Here is a 16483-nt window from a genome sequence, read left to right on the forward strand (position 1 = left end):
CTCAAAAGACCTTCAGGACGGTGTCGACAATCCGTTCCAACCGCGTGGCGTCCTGGGCTGTCTTTCCGAGCACGCGCAATCCGGTGAGGGTGTTGAGCAGCAGGCTCGCCAGCGCCCCAGCATCCAGGGAGGCCGCCAGTTCGCCGGTGCGCTGGCCCTCCTCGATGACGGCCAGGAACGCCGCCTCGGTCTGGTCGAACATGCGCGCGGCCAGCTTCGTCGCGGCCTCATCACGCCCGGCGAGCTCGATGGCGGTGTTGATGGCCATGCAGCCCCGGCGCTCCGGATCCGCGAGGTCCACCCGGATGATGGCCAGCATCAGCCCCCGCAGGCGTTGCCTGGCCGAACCCGGCTGCTTCAACAACGCGAGCAGCTTCACCGACTCGTGTTCGAGGTAGTGGCGCAGCGCGTGCTCGAAGAGGCCGTGCTTGCTGTCGAAGGTGTTGTACAGGCTGCCCCGGCCCAGCCCCATCCGCTCGCCCAGCTCCTGCGGCGTCGTGCCCGCGTACCCCTTCGTCCAGAAGACCTCCATCGCCTTCTCCACGACGGCCTCGGGCTTGAACTTCCGTGGGCGTGCCATGACGGCCTTCTACGCATTCTGTACCTCCAGGTCAAATACCTCTTCAGACAGCCGGAAGCGGGCGAGCGGGCACGACGTCGCAGGGGCGTGTCAGGGACGGAGTTCCGCCGCGTCTCTCATCCCCGAAAGGAGCGGTGACCATGACGACGCGCAACGAGCTGAACCCGAATCCACTACCCGACCCGGTCCCCGCTCCCGACAGCCTGGAATGGGCAATCGCCTCCTTCCGCGGCAGTCCACCCGGCACCTGACCCCGCCTCCCTGGAACCCAGGGAAGACGCAGGGCCAGAGGCCGGGCTCCCGAGGGGGGACCCGGCCTCGGTCATGTCCGGGTCCTCCCTTGATGATCCACCTCACATCGGGACGTAGCTCAGTCTGGTCAGAGCGCGCGCCTCGGGCGCGCGAGGTCGCTGGTTCGAATCCAGTCGTCCCGACTCATCACCGCATCACGCCGGGGTAGCCCAATCTTGGTAGAGGCGCCGCGCTCAGAACGCGGAGGTTGCGGGTTCGAATCCCGCCTTCGGCACACCTTCAGGCCCAGCAATCTCAACGGGTTGCTGGGCTGTTTCTCATCCCGTCAGCGTCATGTGCCCCCAATGTGCCCCTCCGGCGTCGGATGGAACCGAGGCACGGGCCTGTCGAGTTGCTGAACCGCGCTCTCCCGGGCTTCTGGAGCGAGGTGGGCATACCGCAGGGTCATCGCGATCTCCGCGTGGCCCATCAGCTCCTGGATGACCTTGAGCGGTACGCCGCGCATGGCGAGATGGCTGCCGTAGGTGTGGCGGAGATCATGCCAACCAATGCAGCCCTGCTCACGGGTGATGCCCGCGCGTCGCAGCAACCGAGGAAGCGGTGACTGCATCCGGCTGGCCGTCAGTGGCTGTCCGTCCTGCTGGCAGAACACGTAGGGCCCGCGCAGATGCCGGTGCGTCCTGAGTGCTTCGACCACGGAGGCAGGCAGATCCACCGTCCGCTCACGTCCGCCCTTCGGCAGATCCGCGACGCCACGCCAGATGGTGCGCCGGACGCGCAGCTTTCCACGCGGCAAGTCCAGGTCGCTCCACTGGAGCCCTATCAGCTCGACCTGCCGCAACCCCGCCTTGAGCGCCACCAGGATCAGTGGCTTCCATTCCGGTTCAGCGACAGCGACCAGCCGGTCCGCTTCCTCGAAGGTGAGGAAGTCGAAAGCGGGCTTGGCAAGGCGCCCCAAGAGCTTTACACGCGGAGCCTCTTGGATGACCTGCTGCTCCTTCGCGACAACCAGGAGCTTGCCGAGCACCGTCAGGACGTTGTTGATTGTCTTCGGGCTCAAAGGCGCGGGCTTCACGTCCTTGCGCTTGCGAAGCGCGGACTTCGTGGCGCAGACCTTCCGTGCATGAGCACCGGACTTCTTCTTGCGCAGGAGCGCCTTGAAGTCCTCGATCTCCGCAGGGCCGATGACGTCCAGAAGCTTCTCCCCGAAGAAAGGGAGGATGTGGTCGTCAAGGATCTGCTTCTTGCTGATGACGCTGGAGTATTTGTTGTTGTTCTCGCTGTAGGTGATGAAGCGCGGTGCGAACTCCGCCAAGGTGATGCGCTTCCTCTCTGTCTGCTCCTTTCCGAAGGCTCCCGTGAGCAAGGCGTGGCGGATCTGGCGCTCGTACTCTTCGGCCCCCCGGCGGGTGTTGACGGGCGATGCCTTGCGGACTCGCTCCACCCTCCCATCGGGGTGCTGGTACTTCACGTCCACCCACCACGCCTCCTGCACCTTGCCCTCCTTCGTCTTCCACTTCCGCAGTCTGACGCTCATGGCTTCACTCCGAGCGCAGGACCGCCGTTACCCGGTCGCCATGCTAACAGCGCATCGCTGCGGATGCGGATGGATCGGCCGATGTGGATCACCCCCGGAACCTGAGCGAGCCGGATCGACTCGTAGAGCGTCTTCCGGTTCACGCGCAGGAGCGCTGCGGCCTCCTCGACCGTCAGGAAACCGGGTTCGGACGCACTGGATTCGCGGGTGCCCCTGACTTCTTGCTCATCATCAGCGCGCGCACTCATGGCTTCCCCTCCATCATGCGGGCCCCCCGTGCGGGGCCTGGCGTGCGCCCCGTTTCAATTCGCGCGTCGTCCAGCACCACGCAGTAGGCCCTCACGCGCTTGCCTTCGACCGACACCTTTCGCGTCAGGTGTCCTTCGTCCTTGAGCGCCAGTCCCTTCGTTACCAGTTCCGTCATCACCTGCCGGGTGTCGAAGCGCCCTTCCCGCGCGATCTCCTGCATGGTCGTTTGGAAGAGGGCGACGATGCTCCGTCCGCTGGCGTCCTTCTCGGCCAGCACCATGCCGGGGCGCTTGAAGGCGACGGGCTGCGAGAACGCGGTCCAGTGCGCGGTGACGTGGCTCGTGATGAGTTCGTAAGCCGCATCGGCAGTCGTCTGTGTCTCCCGGGACTCCTTCTTCACGGCGGCACAGAAGGCTTGCCCCGCGTCGATTGCGGCGGCCCGTGCGCGTGACTCTTCTTCGCCGCAGACGAGCGTGCGCGCGAGCACGTCGGCCAGCACCAGCAGCGCCGCATAGCGAGCCTGTTCTGCCGTTTCGGTGGCCATTTGGGAGGCAAGCTGCCGGTGCTGCTCACGGAGTTCTTCCAGCCGGTCCGTGCTCGTGTACCGCGCCATCAGCTCCAGGATGAAAAGTGGCCCCGCGTGTCCGTGGTGCTTCTCCAGGCCCTGGTGTGTGAGCGAGGCAAGGGCCGCGTCACCCAGCGGCTGCGCGCAGACCTCCAATGTGCGGTTCTTCGCGCCCGCCGCGCCGCCGACCTGCAAGAGCGGTTTCTCCCCGGAGATGAAAGCCAGCGAGCGCCACGTCTTGCGCGTGCGCAGCTCTCCCGTCTGGGTCGCTCGCGCGCCGCTCGTCTCTGTCCCGACAAGGTAGGCAATGAGGCTGGTCATGTGCTCTCGCGTGAGCTGCGTGTCATCCACCCAGGTGGGCAGGTCGCGGTGGCGGGCCAGCTCTCCCTGCAACGCGGCTGACGAAACGTCGCCGCTGATTTTCAGTCCGGAGGGCCGTCCCCAAACCGAGGTGGTGATGGCCTGCACGGCGGACTTGCCCGCGCCGGAGGGGCCCCAAACGGACAGACACATGCTGCGCATGGTGAGCAGCCGGAGCAGTGGCGCCGCGAAGCCAGCGGCCCAAGCCATTTCCGCGATGGGTCCCTTGTCCCGAACGGCCAGCATCAGCCGCAGGTGTTCGCCCGCCGAACCCGCCGGCTTCAGCGCGTCGAGGAAGGCCGCGTCTCCGGGCATGATGACCCTGCCGGGCTCGCCAATGACCTGACGGCCCACGACGAAGCTCTGCAAGTCGTGAGACCAGCCGCTCTGGGTGAAGATGCGCACCCGGGGCAAGCTCGCGTGAGAGTGCTGCTCCTGGGCCTGGAGGAAGTCCTGCACCCGCTTGCTGTTGTTGCTGGTGAGCGGGGCGCCTCTTCCAGCCAACTCCAGGATGTCACTTCCCGACACCTTGGCACGCGGCACTGTCTCTACCCGCTCGCGCTGCCCGTACAGCCAGCGCACCGTCACGTAGCAGGTGCCGTGCTCGTCATCGCCCGTTTCCGTGATGTTGATGGGGGCGGAGGCGATGGTGGAGAGGTTGCCCTTGTCGGTGAACTTGAAGATGCCGAGAGCTTGACCATCGTAGATGGCGTAGCCCGGAGCTGCCATCCAGTCATCAGCGCCGGGATGCTCTCCAGGCGATGGGCTGTCTGCGGTCAAGGATGTACGCGGGCCCCCTCTGCCGCTCAACGCTGCGGCGACCTGCTCGGAATCCGACCGCGACGCGGCGTACTCCGCATTAACCCGCAGGAGAAGCCGGGCCGCTTCGCGCGCATCATGGTCATCGCACGCCATGGCCCACACGGAAGGTTCAAGGAGTCGCAAGAGCGTTGCGTCCGACGCCTCGGGGCACTTGAAACGCAGGTACGAAATGAAGGCCCAAAGGTTATCGTCATGGTGGCCCGAGGGGAAAAGCTCTTCTCCCGCCAGCATTCGTTCGACTGTCGCGGCGTGCTTGGATTCACTCGTCGCGCGCAGCCGTTTCCTGAGCTGGGCCTCCGTAAGGCCGTCATGGAGAGGCGGCTGCCACGCGGTGACCGTGTTGGCGGGTAGCGCGGGGACGGAACGGGAACGCTTCGGCTGGGCCACGTTGCGGATCCACTCCGGCGCTTCCGCAAGCTGCATTTCGTGGTGTGCGAGTCCTTCCACCCAGGCGTACCGCTCCCCGGTGCGGTGGAGGCTGGGAGGTGCGATGACGTATCCACCGTCTCCTCGCGTGTCGATACCGGGAGCGATGCTGCCGGCCTTCGACACCATGCCTGCGTGGCGGAAGTAGATGTGACAGCCGCCGCCGCTGGTGCGAGCCGTGACGGTGTCGGGCAATGCGCCCCGTTCGGCCTCCAGCTTGAAGAGCGTTGTGACTCCGTCGGCCTTGGCGTCGGCATCGACAACGTCAATTCCGGAGGATGCGCCCGTGGCAATGGCGACGTTGGCCGTAGGCCACTGGCGCCACCATTCGCGGATGGCCACCGCGTCCGTGGTGGCGTCCTTCACGCCGTTGGCGGTGCGTGGGTGCTTGCCCGTGTTGCCGCATCGCTCGCCCTTCGGACAGGTGCAAATGAGGGCGCCGGAGGGGGTGCGAGCGGGCTCGTAACAGGGGAAGACACGCCAGCCGCGCCCGGCGTACTTCAGGGCCGCAGCTTCCAGTGAGGGAGTCGAATCCAGGTGAATGGCGTCCACGACAGTTCCAGGGACAGGAGGGAATGGGCGGGCCTTCGCGGCGAGCCAGAGGGCCGCCACGATGGCGTTGGGGAGCGAAGCGGGGCAGGACGGGTGGCGAACCAGAAAGCAGGGCGGGGCTAACCCTCGGGAATCACCGGGGGCGCTGGCGACCTGCCCCGCTGCCCCGCCGCCCCGGTGGAACACACACGAATCCAAATGAGAGGAATGAGAGGAATTGAATGACTGGCAAATGCCGCCTTGGGGGCTGTGTTCGTCGTCCTCTCTCTCTTCTCTAAAACAGGCGGGGCAGGCGGGGCAGGGAGAGGCGCCACAAGCAAAAACGCTGGGGTCACGCGCACTTGGCGGAACGTGACCTGCCCCGCTTCACGCCCCGACATGGTGGGGCATCGGGGCGGGGGCTCACGACTGGGGCACTGGAACCGGAGGAGGCGCCCACAGTGCCGCATTGCCATTCGGCCGATGTTGAAGCCGCGCGACGCCACACCCTGCACGCCAGACCAGTCAGTCACTCCGTCACCACGCGTTCCGATGCGGCTGTGGGGCTGGCAGGCAACATGGAGTCGCCGGTTGGGACGAGGGTATAGGCCCGTGGCACAGCGCCCCGCACACCGGGTGTGTAGCGGAAAGCCTCGCGCACCACGCCCGTGCACAGCAGGAGGGTGAGGGTGCGGCGGATGACGCCCTCTCCGGCTTCAAGGCGCGCGCGCAGCTCCTTCACGGTAAGGCCCTGGGTGCCCGCGTCCCCCAGCGCCGCGATGATGTGAGGGCGGTAGCTCTCGACAGCTTCAAACATGGTTGTCCTTCGTTGGATGTGACCTCGCGTCCTGTAAATGGGTGCGATTTCCGAAGGTGGTTCACGCTCCGATGGCAGAGGCCGCCGACGCTCCCTTGCTTGTGGCTCGTGGACCCGAGCGGTTCAGCGTCACTGCCCGCTGCGGCAGGTCCATGGCTCCCCCCGGTTCCGATTTCCGAAGCGTCGCCCCGAGAGACCTTGCTCGGCGGTCCCACACGCTCGAAAAATTCTCAGGAAAAACGCGGGGCCTCGTTATGCGCGGCGTACCCCCTGATTCCTTGCCGAAACAACCGCAGGCGAGGGACGCGCGGAGACCTGCGAGCCCAGGGCACCTGCTACGGTCGGCGCCGTCTTCTCGGAGGTTGCCTGCCGGTGCTCCTGGTTTCCCGTCCGTTGCTGATGCTGTCCCTTCTCCTGCTGGGAACAACCGTCACGGCTCAGGAGCCCCCACGCGGGCGTGAGCTGGTGCAGCGGCGGGTGATGCTCGCCCAGGCGGCAACCGGCAACCCGGTGGACCTGCACGTCGCTTCGGGCTCCGTCACGGTGCTGGAGTTTGACTCCTCCGTGGATCGCGCGGGCGTAAAGCTGGGGGACGCCAGAGACCGCTTGGAACTGGTTGTGGCCACTGAGCGGCTGATCATGCTCAAGCCCACGGCCAACGTGGCGGCGAGTGAACGCATCCTGCTGACTGTTCCCTTTGCGGACGGCATGTCTCCGGCGCGGGCCGTGTTCGCACTCGTCACGAACGCCACTCAAGTGGATGTGCAAGTCCAGGTGATGCGGCTGCCACGCACGGCCGAGGCAGTGCAGGCCGAACTGGACGAGGTGCGCGCCGTGTGCTCGGGCAAGGAGGCCGAATTGGACGCGCTCCGGGCACGAAGCGCGGTCTCGGGTCCCTCGGGCATGATCCTGACCGGGACGATGGATGTAGCCGGTGTCCAAGCGAAGGATCTCACAGTCGGGTCACTGAGGCTCACTGACGGTCTGAAGGCAGAGCGTGTCACGGCCTTCCGTGGGACGGGGTGGATCGCGCTCTCGATTGAAGTCACGAATGAAGGGGCGGCGCCTTGGGCGCCCACGGAGGCCCGGCTGTTCCCCGAGGAGGGAGGACGTCCCCGAGCCTCGACAGTGGCGATGAAGGAGCCGCGAATCGCCCCCGGCGAGAAGGTGCGGGTCGTGATGGAATTCCGTGGCGAGGACTGGCCCGTGAATTCCGACCGCCGGGTAGAGCTGCGCGACAGCACAGGGGCGCGGCGCCTTCTCATCCCCTCCCTGGTGTTCTAGAAGCGCGGGCCATGGTGCTTTTCATTCCTTCCAGCTTGAAACCCGGGCAGATGGTGGACGGCTGGCGCGTGGTGAAGCCCCTGGGGGCGGGGGGCTTCGGCGCCGTCTACCTCGTGGAGAAGGACGGCCAGAAGTTCGCGCTGAAGATGGCCATGCGCCGCGCCAGCAGCGGGGACGCGGAGCAGTCGGACGCGCGCCTGATGCGGGAATTGGTTTGCCTCGCCCAGGTGAGCGGCCACCCCAACCCCCTGTGTCAGGGAAGTTGTCGCCTCGGCTGAGCGGCCGGGATGACCACGCCTTGGGGGCGAGAGCAGGCAGGACGCAGTGCCGTACACGGATGGATTCAAGGCGCAGTTGGTGAAGCGGATGGTGGGCCCGGGCGCGGTGAGTGCCGCCGCGTTGGCTCGCCAGGTGGGCGTGTCGCAGCCGACATTGTCGCAGTGGTTGCGGGAGGCGAATAAGTTGGCGGCGATGACGCCCCCGCCCGAGGAAAAGCCCGCCCCGCCGTCTGGACCGAAGAAGTGGACGCCGGAGGAGAAGCTGCGCGTGCTGGTGGCGGCCCAGGGGCTCGCAGGCGAGGCGTTGGGGGTGCTGCTGCGCCGCGAGGGGCTGCACGAGGAGAAGCTGAAGGAGTGGCAGCAGGCCCTCGCGGGTGCGGCCACGGAAGCCCTGCCGGCCAAGGAGCGCAGGCGGTTGGCGGCGGCGGAGAAGCGGGTGAAGGAGCTGGAGCGCGAGCTGCGCCGCAAGGAGAAGGCGCTGGCGGAGACGGCGGCGCTGCTGGTGCTCGAAAAAAAACTCCAGGCGACGGGCTGGGACGAGCGACACCTGGACGACGAGGACGACGCAGCGGACGAGAGGCGCGAGAAATGACGCTCGCCCACGTGCAGGAGGCCCTCCAGCAGGGCGTGCGGCTGGAGGCCGTCTGCGAGCGGCTCGGGGTGGCTCCGCGCACCATTCAACGCTGGAGCAAGCCGGCCACCGCGCAGGATGGGCGGTGCGGTCCGCGCACCCGGCCCGCCAACCGCCTCTCGGAGGCGGAGAAGCGCCGCATGCTGGCGGTGGCCAACAGCGAGGAGTTCCGCGACGTCTCGCCCAAGCAGCTGGTGCCGAGACTCGCCGACCGGGGTGAGTACGTGGCCAGCGAGGCGAGCTTCTACCGGGTGCTGCGCGCAGCGGGCCAGTTGGCCCACCGGGGCCCCGCGAAGCCGCCCACGCCGCGCCCCAAGGCCGAGCACACGGCCAGCGCCCCCTGCCAGGTGTGGAGCTGGGACATCACCTACTTGAAGGGCCCGGTGAAGGGCTGCTTCCTCTACCTCTACCTCGTGGTGGACGTCTTCAGCCGCCGCATCATGGGCTGGCGCGTCCACGAGGAGGAGTCCTCCGCGCATGCCGCGGCCCTCATCCGCGACAGCTGGCACGAGGCGGGCTGCCCCGAGGGCTTGGTGCTGCATTCGGACAACGGCGGCCCCATGAAAGGCGCCACGATGCTGGCCACGCTGCAATGGCTGGGCGTGGCCCCTTCCTTCAGCAGGCCTCGCGTCTCGGACGACAACGCCTTCTCCGAGGCCCTCTTCCGCACGCTGAAGTACCGCCCCTGCTTCCCCCAGCGAGCCTTCGCCTCGACGCAGGATGCGCACACGTGGGTGGCGCGTTTCGTCACCTGGTACAACACCGAGCACCGGCACTCCGCCATCCGCTTCGTCACGCCGGAAGCCAGGCACTTCGGCCTCGACGCAGCCCTGCTCGCCCAGCGCCACCAGGTGTACCTGCGTGCTCGCGCACGTCACCCCGAGCGATGGAGCCGCGACACGCGCGACTGGACGCCCGCGGGCCCCGTGCGCCTCAACCCCTCACCGGAAGGACAGGAACTGAAGCGCATCGGCTGAACCCTTTCATGCGACAACTACCTTGACGCTCACCGCCAACATCGTGCGCCCCCATGCGTATGGCCGGTGGAGGGATGCGACACGGGGTTGGCTCTACGTCGTGGTGGATTACGTGGAGGGCTGCACGCTGGGCGAGTGGATGGAGCGGATGCACCCCACGGCGCACGAGGTGACAGTCCTCTTCGTCAAGCTGGCCTCCGCACTCGCCCACGTTCACGCGCGAGGCGTCTTCCACCGGGACCTGAAGCTCAACAACATCCTGGTGCGGGCCTCCGACGGCGAGCCGTTCCTGCTGGACTTCGGCATCGGCAGCTACGCGCAGGCGCCCACGTTGACGGATTCCATCCTGCCGCCCGGCACCCGGCGCTACCGCTCCCCCGAGGCCACGAAGTTCCTGCGCGAGCACGGCGAGGAGTCCGAAGCGCACTATGAGTTCAAGGCCACGGATGACATCTACGCGCTGGGCATCTGCCTCTACGATTTGCTGACGGTTGCGCGCCCCGTGAGTGATCCTCCCTCCATCTTCCTGGGAGGGCGGTTGGAGTTGCCCGCGCCGCATTCGCTCAACCCTCGGGTGCCAGCGGCCCTGGGCGCGGCGGTCCTCCATTTCGTTGCCCGCGCCCCGGAGAAGCGAGCCCCCACGGCGGAGGTGATGAAGCGCGAGTTGGCGGGGCTGCTGCCCGAGGTGGGAGTCGCGTGGCGGGAGCCCTTCCATGCTCCCAAGCCTCCTGTCCAGGTCGCCTCCGAAGCGTCGCCCCTCACGCCGTCAGAAGAGGTGCCTACCCCGGTTGCCCGGCCTGGACTCGCGAACACGCGAAGGGCTTTCGTGGCGGGGCTCGCCGTGCTCCTGGGCGGCCTCGTGCTCTGGCGCTTCACGACGCCTTCGGAGCCTCCTCCGGCGTCACTGCGAGCGCCGGTAACGCCCTCCTCCGCACGGCAGGAGGCCCTAGCGTCGAAGGCACCTGCTCCGCCTCCAGCGCCCGTCACGATGCCCTCTGACGTAGCCTCTCCCGTGTCCGCCCCCGAGCCGAAGGAAAGTCCTCCCGTGAAGCGTGCTCCCTCGCCCCTGTCGCCTCCGCCCGCCACCTCCACCAGGAAGCCCAAGCCTCTGGCCCTCTCCCAGGGGTGGCCTCCAGCGGAGTGGGGAGGATTCCTCAAGACATGCGCGGGCCTGACAGCCGCCGCCGCCCTCCAGGTGGGGTGCCCGGGGGCCCAGGTGCGGCCCGAGCCCGCGGACTGCCCCGAGGCCGCACGCCAGTGGATGTTCGCTGCGGACCCCGTGAAGGGGTCACGGACGCGTCCGGAACACCCCGTCCGCTTCTGGGTGGACACGCGTCAGAAGGGCGATGGTGGTCCTGGGGTCTACCGCGAGGGGCCCGTGACGGGTGAGGTTTACGACGACGTGCTCCGTGCACTCCCCAAGGGCACGCTGCTCTCCGGCTACCTGTGGACGGGGAACAAGGACCTGCTCCTGGGGCGCTACACCGAGGCCCGTCTTCCGAACGGCCAGCGAGTGCCGGTCTGCATCGAAATCGGTAATCAGGATGACTTCGGATGGCACACCGATGAAGGTTCCAAACCGGGCGAGATCGTGGCCCGCCGTCAAATGTCCGGCGTCGTGGTCAAACGTTGGCGTTGAGGCGCCTGCCCGACGTAACGCCTGTTTACGATTCAGGCCCTGTCCTTCTCACCCGGAGTGAGAGGGATTCCGGGAAACGTTGAACCTACTGCGTCGTTCCCCGTAGGCGACGCGAGCCCTACCTTGAACCTTCCTTCGCGCGACCTCCTCTCGCGCGGGCGCAAGGGATAACCGCATGGCTCACCCGCCCAATCCTCCGCTCTCCAGCGGCGTCGTGCTCTTCACTCAAGGGGATACCTCATACGAATTCTTCCGGGACCTGGGAGTGGGTCGGCTTGGGGAGCGCGTCCTGCTCGCCTTCATCCGGACGCCCCAAGGGCTGGGCGACTGCGTGGTGCTCAAGTGCATCCCCCTACCGCAGGACGAAGAGGTTCCCGAAGGCTTCCAGCTCACGCGGACGCGCCTGGAAGAAGAGGTGCGTCTCGCGCGCTACCTCCAGCACCCGCGCATCGCGCGTGTCCATGGCCTTGTCGAGATGACGCATGGGTTGTGCGTCGTGATGGAGAACCTGGAGGGCCTGTCCCTCAACACGCTGCTATCGGTGGCCCAGGCGCGCGGACGCTACTTCTCCGAATCCTTCGTCCTCTACGTAGGTGCGGAGGTGGCGGCGGCGCTGGACTACGCGCACACACGCACGGATGAAGCGGCCACGCCACTGGGCATCGTCAATCGCGACATCAACCCGGGACGCATCCGACTGGGGCCACACGGCGAGGTGCGCATGATGGACTTCGGCGTGGCCCTCTCCCGGCTGACGGGCCGCGTAGCGACGTCCTTCCCCCGGCCCCAAGGGGAAGTCCTCTATGCCGCGCCCGAAGCGCTGATGGGCGACGCGGTGGATGCACGGGCGGACCTCTTCTCCCTAGGGCTGACGCTGCTGGAGTTCGCCACGGGGCGGCACCTCTACGACCCGGGCCACCTGCTCGCGGACGGTGTGGAGGCGCGGCTGTCACGGGAGGAGCGGGAGAAGGTGCTGGCGGCGTCCGTGGCCTCGCTGGGACTGACGCTGCCGCCCTTCGCGGAGGACATCATCCGGTGCGCCATATCCTACCGCTCCGTGGACGTGGAACGCGCGGCGGAGGGCCTTTCCGTGCCGCTGCGCGACATCCTCCACACGCTGCTAAGGCCCGAGCCCTCGGAGCGCTTCGCCACGGCATCGGAACTGGAGGGCCTCCTGCGCGCGAGGCTGGCACAGTCGCCGCCCTACTCGGGGGAAGACGCGGTAAGGGAGGTTCAGCAAGCCCTCGCAGAAACGGAGAATCAGCTCTGGGACATCGACGTCCCGGACGATGAAGGCGGGATTGGCGTGCCCATTCTCGACTCACAAAACCCAGACATGGCCTCCACAGAACCGGGGCCTCGCCAGAATCCGCAAAGACATTCAACAAAATACAGACACCAAGACGAAACAACAACCGCACCCAACGACTCACCGAAGCGCTCTAGCCCTCAATCTTAAACCTGAAAGGCCCCCAGAAAGACCAAATACACCCAAATTGACAGACGGACACACAGCAGCCAAGGAGACCAGCAGACCACTTCTGGTCGGATTGCTCGACGGGCCGCTGAAAAGGACGTGCAGACCCTTGCTGAACGCGTCTGCGCAGAAGAGCGCCCCTAAAACTCTCAATAGTGCCCCTACCGTCATGTGCTCAGTCCATCAAAATTTCCACCTTGCTGCATCACAGAGTCCATTCTGCTAGAATCGCTCGCCGCTAATCGTTCGCCCCGAACCAGCAGAGGAAATCCTTGAACCTAAAACTCATCCACCGCCAAAAAGACAGCCGAATCGATGGTCGCTCGCTACTAATATCAACAACCCTCGGCCAGTATTTGGAACTCACGAAGAGTGCCTACCAACAGCGCGGCAGCATCGAAGGACAACGAGCCGCAGTCAAAACAACATCGGCGCTCAGAATCCGCAGCAGAATGCGTGCGGACTTTGAGCTGGGTGCCATTCTTCCGCCAGTTGTCCTTGGCATTCTTGTCGCGGCCGTCCCCCTTGAGGCATCAGACTCATGGAGTGACGACGACTTGAATCATGCGCTACAGGAAATCCCCACAGCAAACATCTCCATCATCGATGGAATGCAGCGCACAACCGTATTTAACGAATTAGGCAAAGAGCTTCTTGACAGAGAAATTCGGGTCGAACTCTGGCTCGTCAAAGAGACATCCGCACTCACATACAGAATGCTTGTCCTAAATACAGGGCAAGTGCCATGGAACCTGAGGCGCCAGATCGAAGTAATCAACACTTCGCTATTGTCCGAGATCCGCACCGCACTTCAAGATCGAGCCGGCGACAATCTTGTCCCGGGCAGAACCGAAAAGCTGCGCGAGCAGATAAAAATCTTTGGCGTCGACGACAACCATAGAAGAACAGAGCCAGGTGAGTTCCAGGCGAACGAAATTATTGAGATGTACTTATCATTTGGACTAAGGAAAGAGAAGGTCGACACGGAGACCGTGCTGGCGGATCAGTTTTCACGCCTCGACATGGTGGATGCTGTTTCAAACGCCAACTTCCTCTCCTCTTTTGTCGCCACACTTCTTTGCCTCATCCAACTTGACTTCGCTTTTTCCCGTCACCAACCAGCAGTGCCTAGTGGGCGATTCTCCTCTGGACGCAAACTTTTCGACAGCGTCCCCGCCTGCGTTGGTTTTATGGCAGCAGCGGCCCAAAGAATTTACGGGAGACCTGGAAGCACAATAAAGGATTTGGCCTCACAAGAACGCTCGCTAGAGGAAATCATTCATCGATGCGACCTAGTCGTCAAACACGTCTCCGGCCTACCTGTCGAGGAGCTGGGTGGCTTCCTGGATTTCGAAGTCCTCAATGAAATAACATCCCAGTCGTCTGTCAAAATTGGCGACTACGAACGGGAGGTGTTCGTTGAAGCTTTTCGAGTTTTCTTCTCTGCGCAAGAGGAACTCTCATCAATGACCGCCTATTGGCGAGCCCGCTAGACAATGGGGAGAAATAAAATCGAAACTCATCGCGCTATTTTCGAGAAACTCGAAAAACTTCTTCCATCAGGCATCACGGGACTCACTATCGGCTCAAACGTAAAGCGCTACATTGGAACATCTGCCGATGAGGCAAAGTCCATACAAAATTGCACAATCAACCATGCAATACGCTGTCTGCCCGGGAAAATTGCCTTCTCGATTTCAGATAACCATCGAGCTTACATAGCCTTTACAGAGCCTTTGGCGTCCACTGCTCCAGCGATGCGGGGGTTTGTTTCCCAAGCAAGCGACAACGCAGGACTCATGGCAGTTATTCTCTCATTAAACGAAGTCACTCCACTCGCAGATCTTGACATAGGCCTTAAACTAGCCGACCAAGTATTTGGGGTGACTGACAGCTATCCTCTTTCTCTCATTCGCACCTACTTCCCCAGTATTGACATCTGGGAGGTAGACCCCTTGATCCTTAATCCGACGGATCCTGCTACAGTTTATCGAGCGTACGCCGGTCGGCTTGCAGCTCAGCCCAGCCTTCTCCGGCTAGAATTCACCCCCAATACACTCGCAAAATTAATGCAGGTTTTTGAAGGCACAGCCGGACCATTTGTGGCAGAGACTGCATTTCGCGCTCTGACTGCAATTCACTGGGAGCACGCCTATCTTGAGGTTTACCGGTGCATCGAAAGACTATATCCCGTCCCCCGCCTGGAAGCACTTAGGAGCGCCGTGGCAAGCCCATCCCATGCAAAGCTTGCAAGCTTCGTCGAGAATCACCTGGACTGGCATCCTCGCGAGGAACCAGCGCTAAAGCATCTGCTTTCCTTGTGCACACCTACTCTTGTCGAAAGCGCCTACAAGTCACTTCAACCTAGCGCCTCAGGCTCCACAGCCGATGTCAACGATACGGCCGCTCGAACAATTTATAAGACTCGCAATGAGATTGCCCATTTTCGCTCGGGCCAACCCTCTCCTATGTCCCGCTCCTGGGACTCTACCGTTGGCTTCTTGTGCGAAATTATCGATGAGCTTTACGGACATTACGGTTCGATATTGACAACCTGATTTAACAATCTCCGCAACAATCGACAGTGCCAGTTCTGCCAAGTGCGTAATGCCGATTGGCTGATTCACGCCTCATCTGAATCGGTCGGAGGCCACATGGATCGAAGAGTTTGAGGTCGGCCTGTCGACGCCCAAAGAAGTGCTTCAAGCCCTAGGCGTCCCTTATCTCCAGCTCGAAAATCAAACTGTCGGATCGAGCCTCGGGATCGGGCCCAGCTTCGAAGCGGCGCTGGAGGCTGCCAGCCAACGTCAGGCAGGATCAACGCTGACTGTGCGCCGACACGAGCTGACCGATACCAAATGGAGCCGCATTGAGCCCCTGCTGGGCTCTCGCAGCGGACCTCGTTCGGAACGAGGTCCGCGACTTCAGCAATGCCTTCATCTGGCGTTTGAAGACGGGCCGTGCAGTGGAAAGACCTGCCTGAGAGGTACCGCCACCGTGAGGCGGTCTACAACCGCTTCCACCAGTGGGCGCAGGCTGAGCGCCAAGCAGCCATCTTCAAGCCCCCGCGACTAGAAATGGATGAGTGCGGCTCTCTCGCAGATGACTCTAGTCCGAGCGCCTCAAGACGCCTCGGGCGGAAGGGGGGAACCGAAGCAATACTTTGGAACGTTCTCAAAGAGGCCTTTAGCGAAAGTTTATGCAGTAACAAGAATATGATAGTCCGCTTCACCGCGCAGTAACATCCGGCCATCAGTATGAATCCGCAATGCCATAAGAGTTGTTGATGCGCGCCGAGGGCAAGGCCTTTATCGAGAATACCGATTATGACACCGACTGCATTCGCGCCAACGGTCTGACGGTAGGAATGACGCCTGTCATTCATCTCCATCCCAGTAGGAAGCAACCGCCCGCCCTGAACCGCCCCCTATCGGTTTCGCTACCGGGTGGAGTGCTTCTTCCACTACCTCAAGCGATTTCGGGCTGCGGCCACCCGCTACGGCAAGACGGCGAAGAGCTACCTCGCCGTCCTGCACGCTGCTTCCATGCTTCTTTGGCTGCGGTAATCATGGACAGCCGCTAGTCGGACAATACCAATGGCTTTCGGACAGGTTGCCATCGTTAGTCTCTGCATGTGCCCCCAGTGTGCCCCTCCAGCGTGGATTGAGGGGGCACACCAGGGAACAGGTTGGGACGGGGCGGGATGTCGAGTCCAAGCGAAATCAGGGCGATGGCGGGTAACTGCGCGTCCTGCTTGAGGTTTCCCATCACCCTGCTCGCGGGTTCGAATCCCGCTCCCGGCAACGTCGTCACGCAACACCTTCCAGGGTGGCTCAATGGCAGAGCACGCGGCTGTTAACCGCGGGGTTGAGGGTTCGAGTCCCTCTCCTGGAGCATCTCGAAAGGCCCTGCCGGTGAGTGTCAACGTAGTTGTCGCGTGAAACATGTCACGTAACTGCGATCATCGTCGGCACTACTGGGGTGAGGTTCGGGGATGGGTTGAGCCGTGACGAGGATTGGCCCAAAAGGGACGCCCACTGCGACGTGACGACAGTGCC

11 protein-coding genes and 3 tRNA genes are annotated in these 16483 nt (G+C 63.9%); 9 read left to right on the forward strand and 5 right to left on the reverse strand.

The window, feature by feature from the left end; translation table 11 throughout:
* Position 1 precedes the first annotated feature (1 nt).
* Positions 2-580 carry a TetR/AcrR family transcriptional regulator gene (locus tag OV208_RS21245; protein ID WP_267575701.1) on the reverse strand — a complete coding sequence of 193 codons (579 nt, stop codon included), beginning with the start codon at positions 578-580 and terminating at the stop codon, positions 2-4.
* Between the two features lie 359 nt (positions 581-939).
* Here OV208_RS21245 and OV208_RS21250 point away from each other — a divergent pair.
* Positions 940-1014 (forward strand) — tRNA-Pro (locus tag OV208_RS21250).
* 16 nt (positions 1015-1030) lie between these two features.
* Positions 1031-1106, forward strand: a tRNA-Leu gene (locus OV208_RS21255).
* A 57-nt stretch (positions 1107-1163) separates the two neighbouring features.
* Here the strand turns inward: OV208_RS21255 and OV208_RS21260 are convergent.
* The 4 genes from OV208_RS21260 to OV208_RS21275 form a co-directional block, all read right to left on the reverse strand.
* On the reverse strand, positions 1164-2369 hold the full coding sequence (locus OV208_RS21260; RefSeq protein ID WP_267575702.1) for a tyrosine-type recombinase/integrase: 1206 nt from the start codon (positions 2367-2369) through the stop codon (positions 1164-1166).
* On the reverse strand, positions 2366-2617 hold the full coding sequence (locus OV208_RS21265; RefSeq protein WP_267575703.1) for a helix-turn-helix domain-containing protein: 252 nt from the start codon (positions 2615-2617) through the stop codon (positions 2366-2368). The genes OV208_RS21260 and OV208_RS21265 overlap by 4 nt, the downstream gene beginning before the upstream one ends.
* Positions 2614-5529: a bifunctional DNA primase/polymerase gene (locus tag OV208_RS21270; RefSeq protein ID WP_324291401.1), complete on the reverse strand. Its 2916-nt coding sequence runs from the start codon at positions 5527-5529 to the stop codon at positions 2614-2616. The genes OV208_RS21265 and OV208_RS21270 overlap by 4 nt, the downstream gene beginning before the upstream one ends.
* Positions 5530-5851: 322 nt before the next feature.
* Positions 5852-6139 (reverse strand): hypothetical protein, encoded by a 288-nt coding sequence (locus tag OV208_RS21275; RefSeq protein WP_267575705.1) that lies wholly within the window; start codon positions 6137-6139, stop codon positions 5852-5854.
* Positions 6140-6511: 372 nt separating this feature from the next.
* Between OV208_RS21275 and OV208_RS21280 the strand changes: the two genes are divergently transcribed.
* The 7 genes from OV208_RS21280 (at position 6512) to OV208_RS21310 (ending at position 16319) form a co-directional block, all read left to right on the forward strand.
* Entirely contained in the window at positions 6512-7423 is a 912-nt protein-coding gene (locus OV208_RS21280; RefSeq protein WP_267575706.1) for a DUF2381 family protein, read from the forward strand.
* 11 nt (positions 7424-7434) lie between these two features.
* On the forward strand, positions 7435-7701 hold the full coding sequence (locus OV208_RS21285) for a hypothetical protein (RefSeq protein WP_267575707.1): 267 nt from the start codon (positions 7435-7437) through the stop codon (positions 7699-7701).
* 46 nt (positions 7702-7747) lie between these two features.
* Positions 7748-9309, forward strand: a protein-coding gene (locus OV208_RS21290) for an IS3 family transposase (protein ID WP_267575035.1) whose coding sequence is annotated in 2 segments (ribosomal slippage) — positions 7748-8210 and positions 8210-9309 — 1563 coding nt in all. Because the reading frame shifts where the segments join, the coding sequence is not laid out codon by codon here.
* 22 nt (positions 9310-9331) lie between these two features.
* Positions 9332-10948, forward strand: coding sequence for a serine/threonine protein kinase (locus OV208_RS21295; protein WP_267575708.1), 1617 nt, complete (start codon positions 9332-9334; stop codon positions 10946-10948).
* A 175-nt stretch (positions 10949-11123) separates the two neighbouring features.
* A complete protein-coding gene (locus tag OV208_RS21300; protein ID WP_267575709.1) occupies positions 11124-12407 on the forward strand; it encodes a serine/threonine protein kinase in 1284 nt (427 codons plus the stop codon).
* Between the two features lie 290 nt (positions 12408-12697).
* Complete coding sequence (locus tag OV208_RS21305; protein WP_267575710.1) at positions 12698-13918, forward strand: hypothetical protein; 1221 nt, start codon at positions 12698-12700, stop codon at positions 13916-13918.
* 2329 nt (positions 13919-16247) lie between these two features.
* A tRNA-Asn gene (locus OV208_RS21310) sits at positions 16248-16319 on the forward strand.
* Positions 16320-16483: the final 164 nt, after the last annotated feature.

Source organism: Corallococcus sp. bb12-1 (assembly GCF_026626765.1).
In the GTDB taxonomy this organism is placed as follows: domain Bacteria; phylum Myxococcota; class Myxococcia; order Myxococcales; family Myxococcaceae; genus Corallococcus; species Corallococcus terminator.

Excerpts from the sequence above, each read along its gene's own strand:
- OV208_RS21245 (WP_267575701.1), bottom strand. The coding sequence starts at position 580 with ATGGCACGCCCACGGAAGTTCAAGCCCGAGGCCGTCGTGGAGAAGGCG.
- OV208_RS21260 (WP_267575702.1), bottom strand. The coding sequence starts at position 2,369 with ATGAGCGTCAGACTGCGGAAGTGGAAGACGAAGGAGGGCAAGGTGCAG.
- OV208_RS21265 (WP_267575703.1), bottom strand. The coding sequence starts at position 2,617 with ATGAGTGCGCGCGCTGATGATGAGCAAGAAGTCAGGGGCACCCGCGAA.
- OV208_RS21275 (WP_267575705.1), bottom strand. The coding sequence starts at position 6,139 with ATGTTTGAAGCTGTCGAGAGCTACCGCCCTCACATCATCGCGGCGCTG.
- OV208_RS21285 (WP_267575707.1), top strand. The coding sequence starts at position 7,435 with ATGGTGCTTTTCATTCCTTCCAGCTTGAAACCCGGGCAGATGGTGGAC.
- OV208_RS21300 (WP_267575709.1), top strand. The coding sequence starts at position 11,124 with ATGGCTCACCCGCCCAATCCTCCGCTCTCCAGCGGCGTCGTGCTCTTC.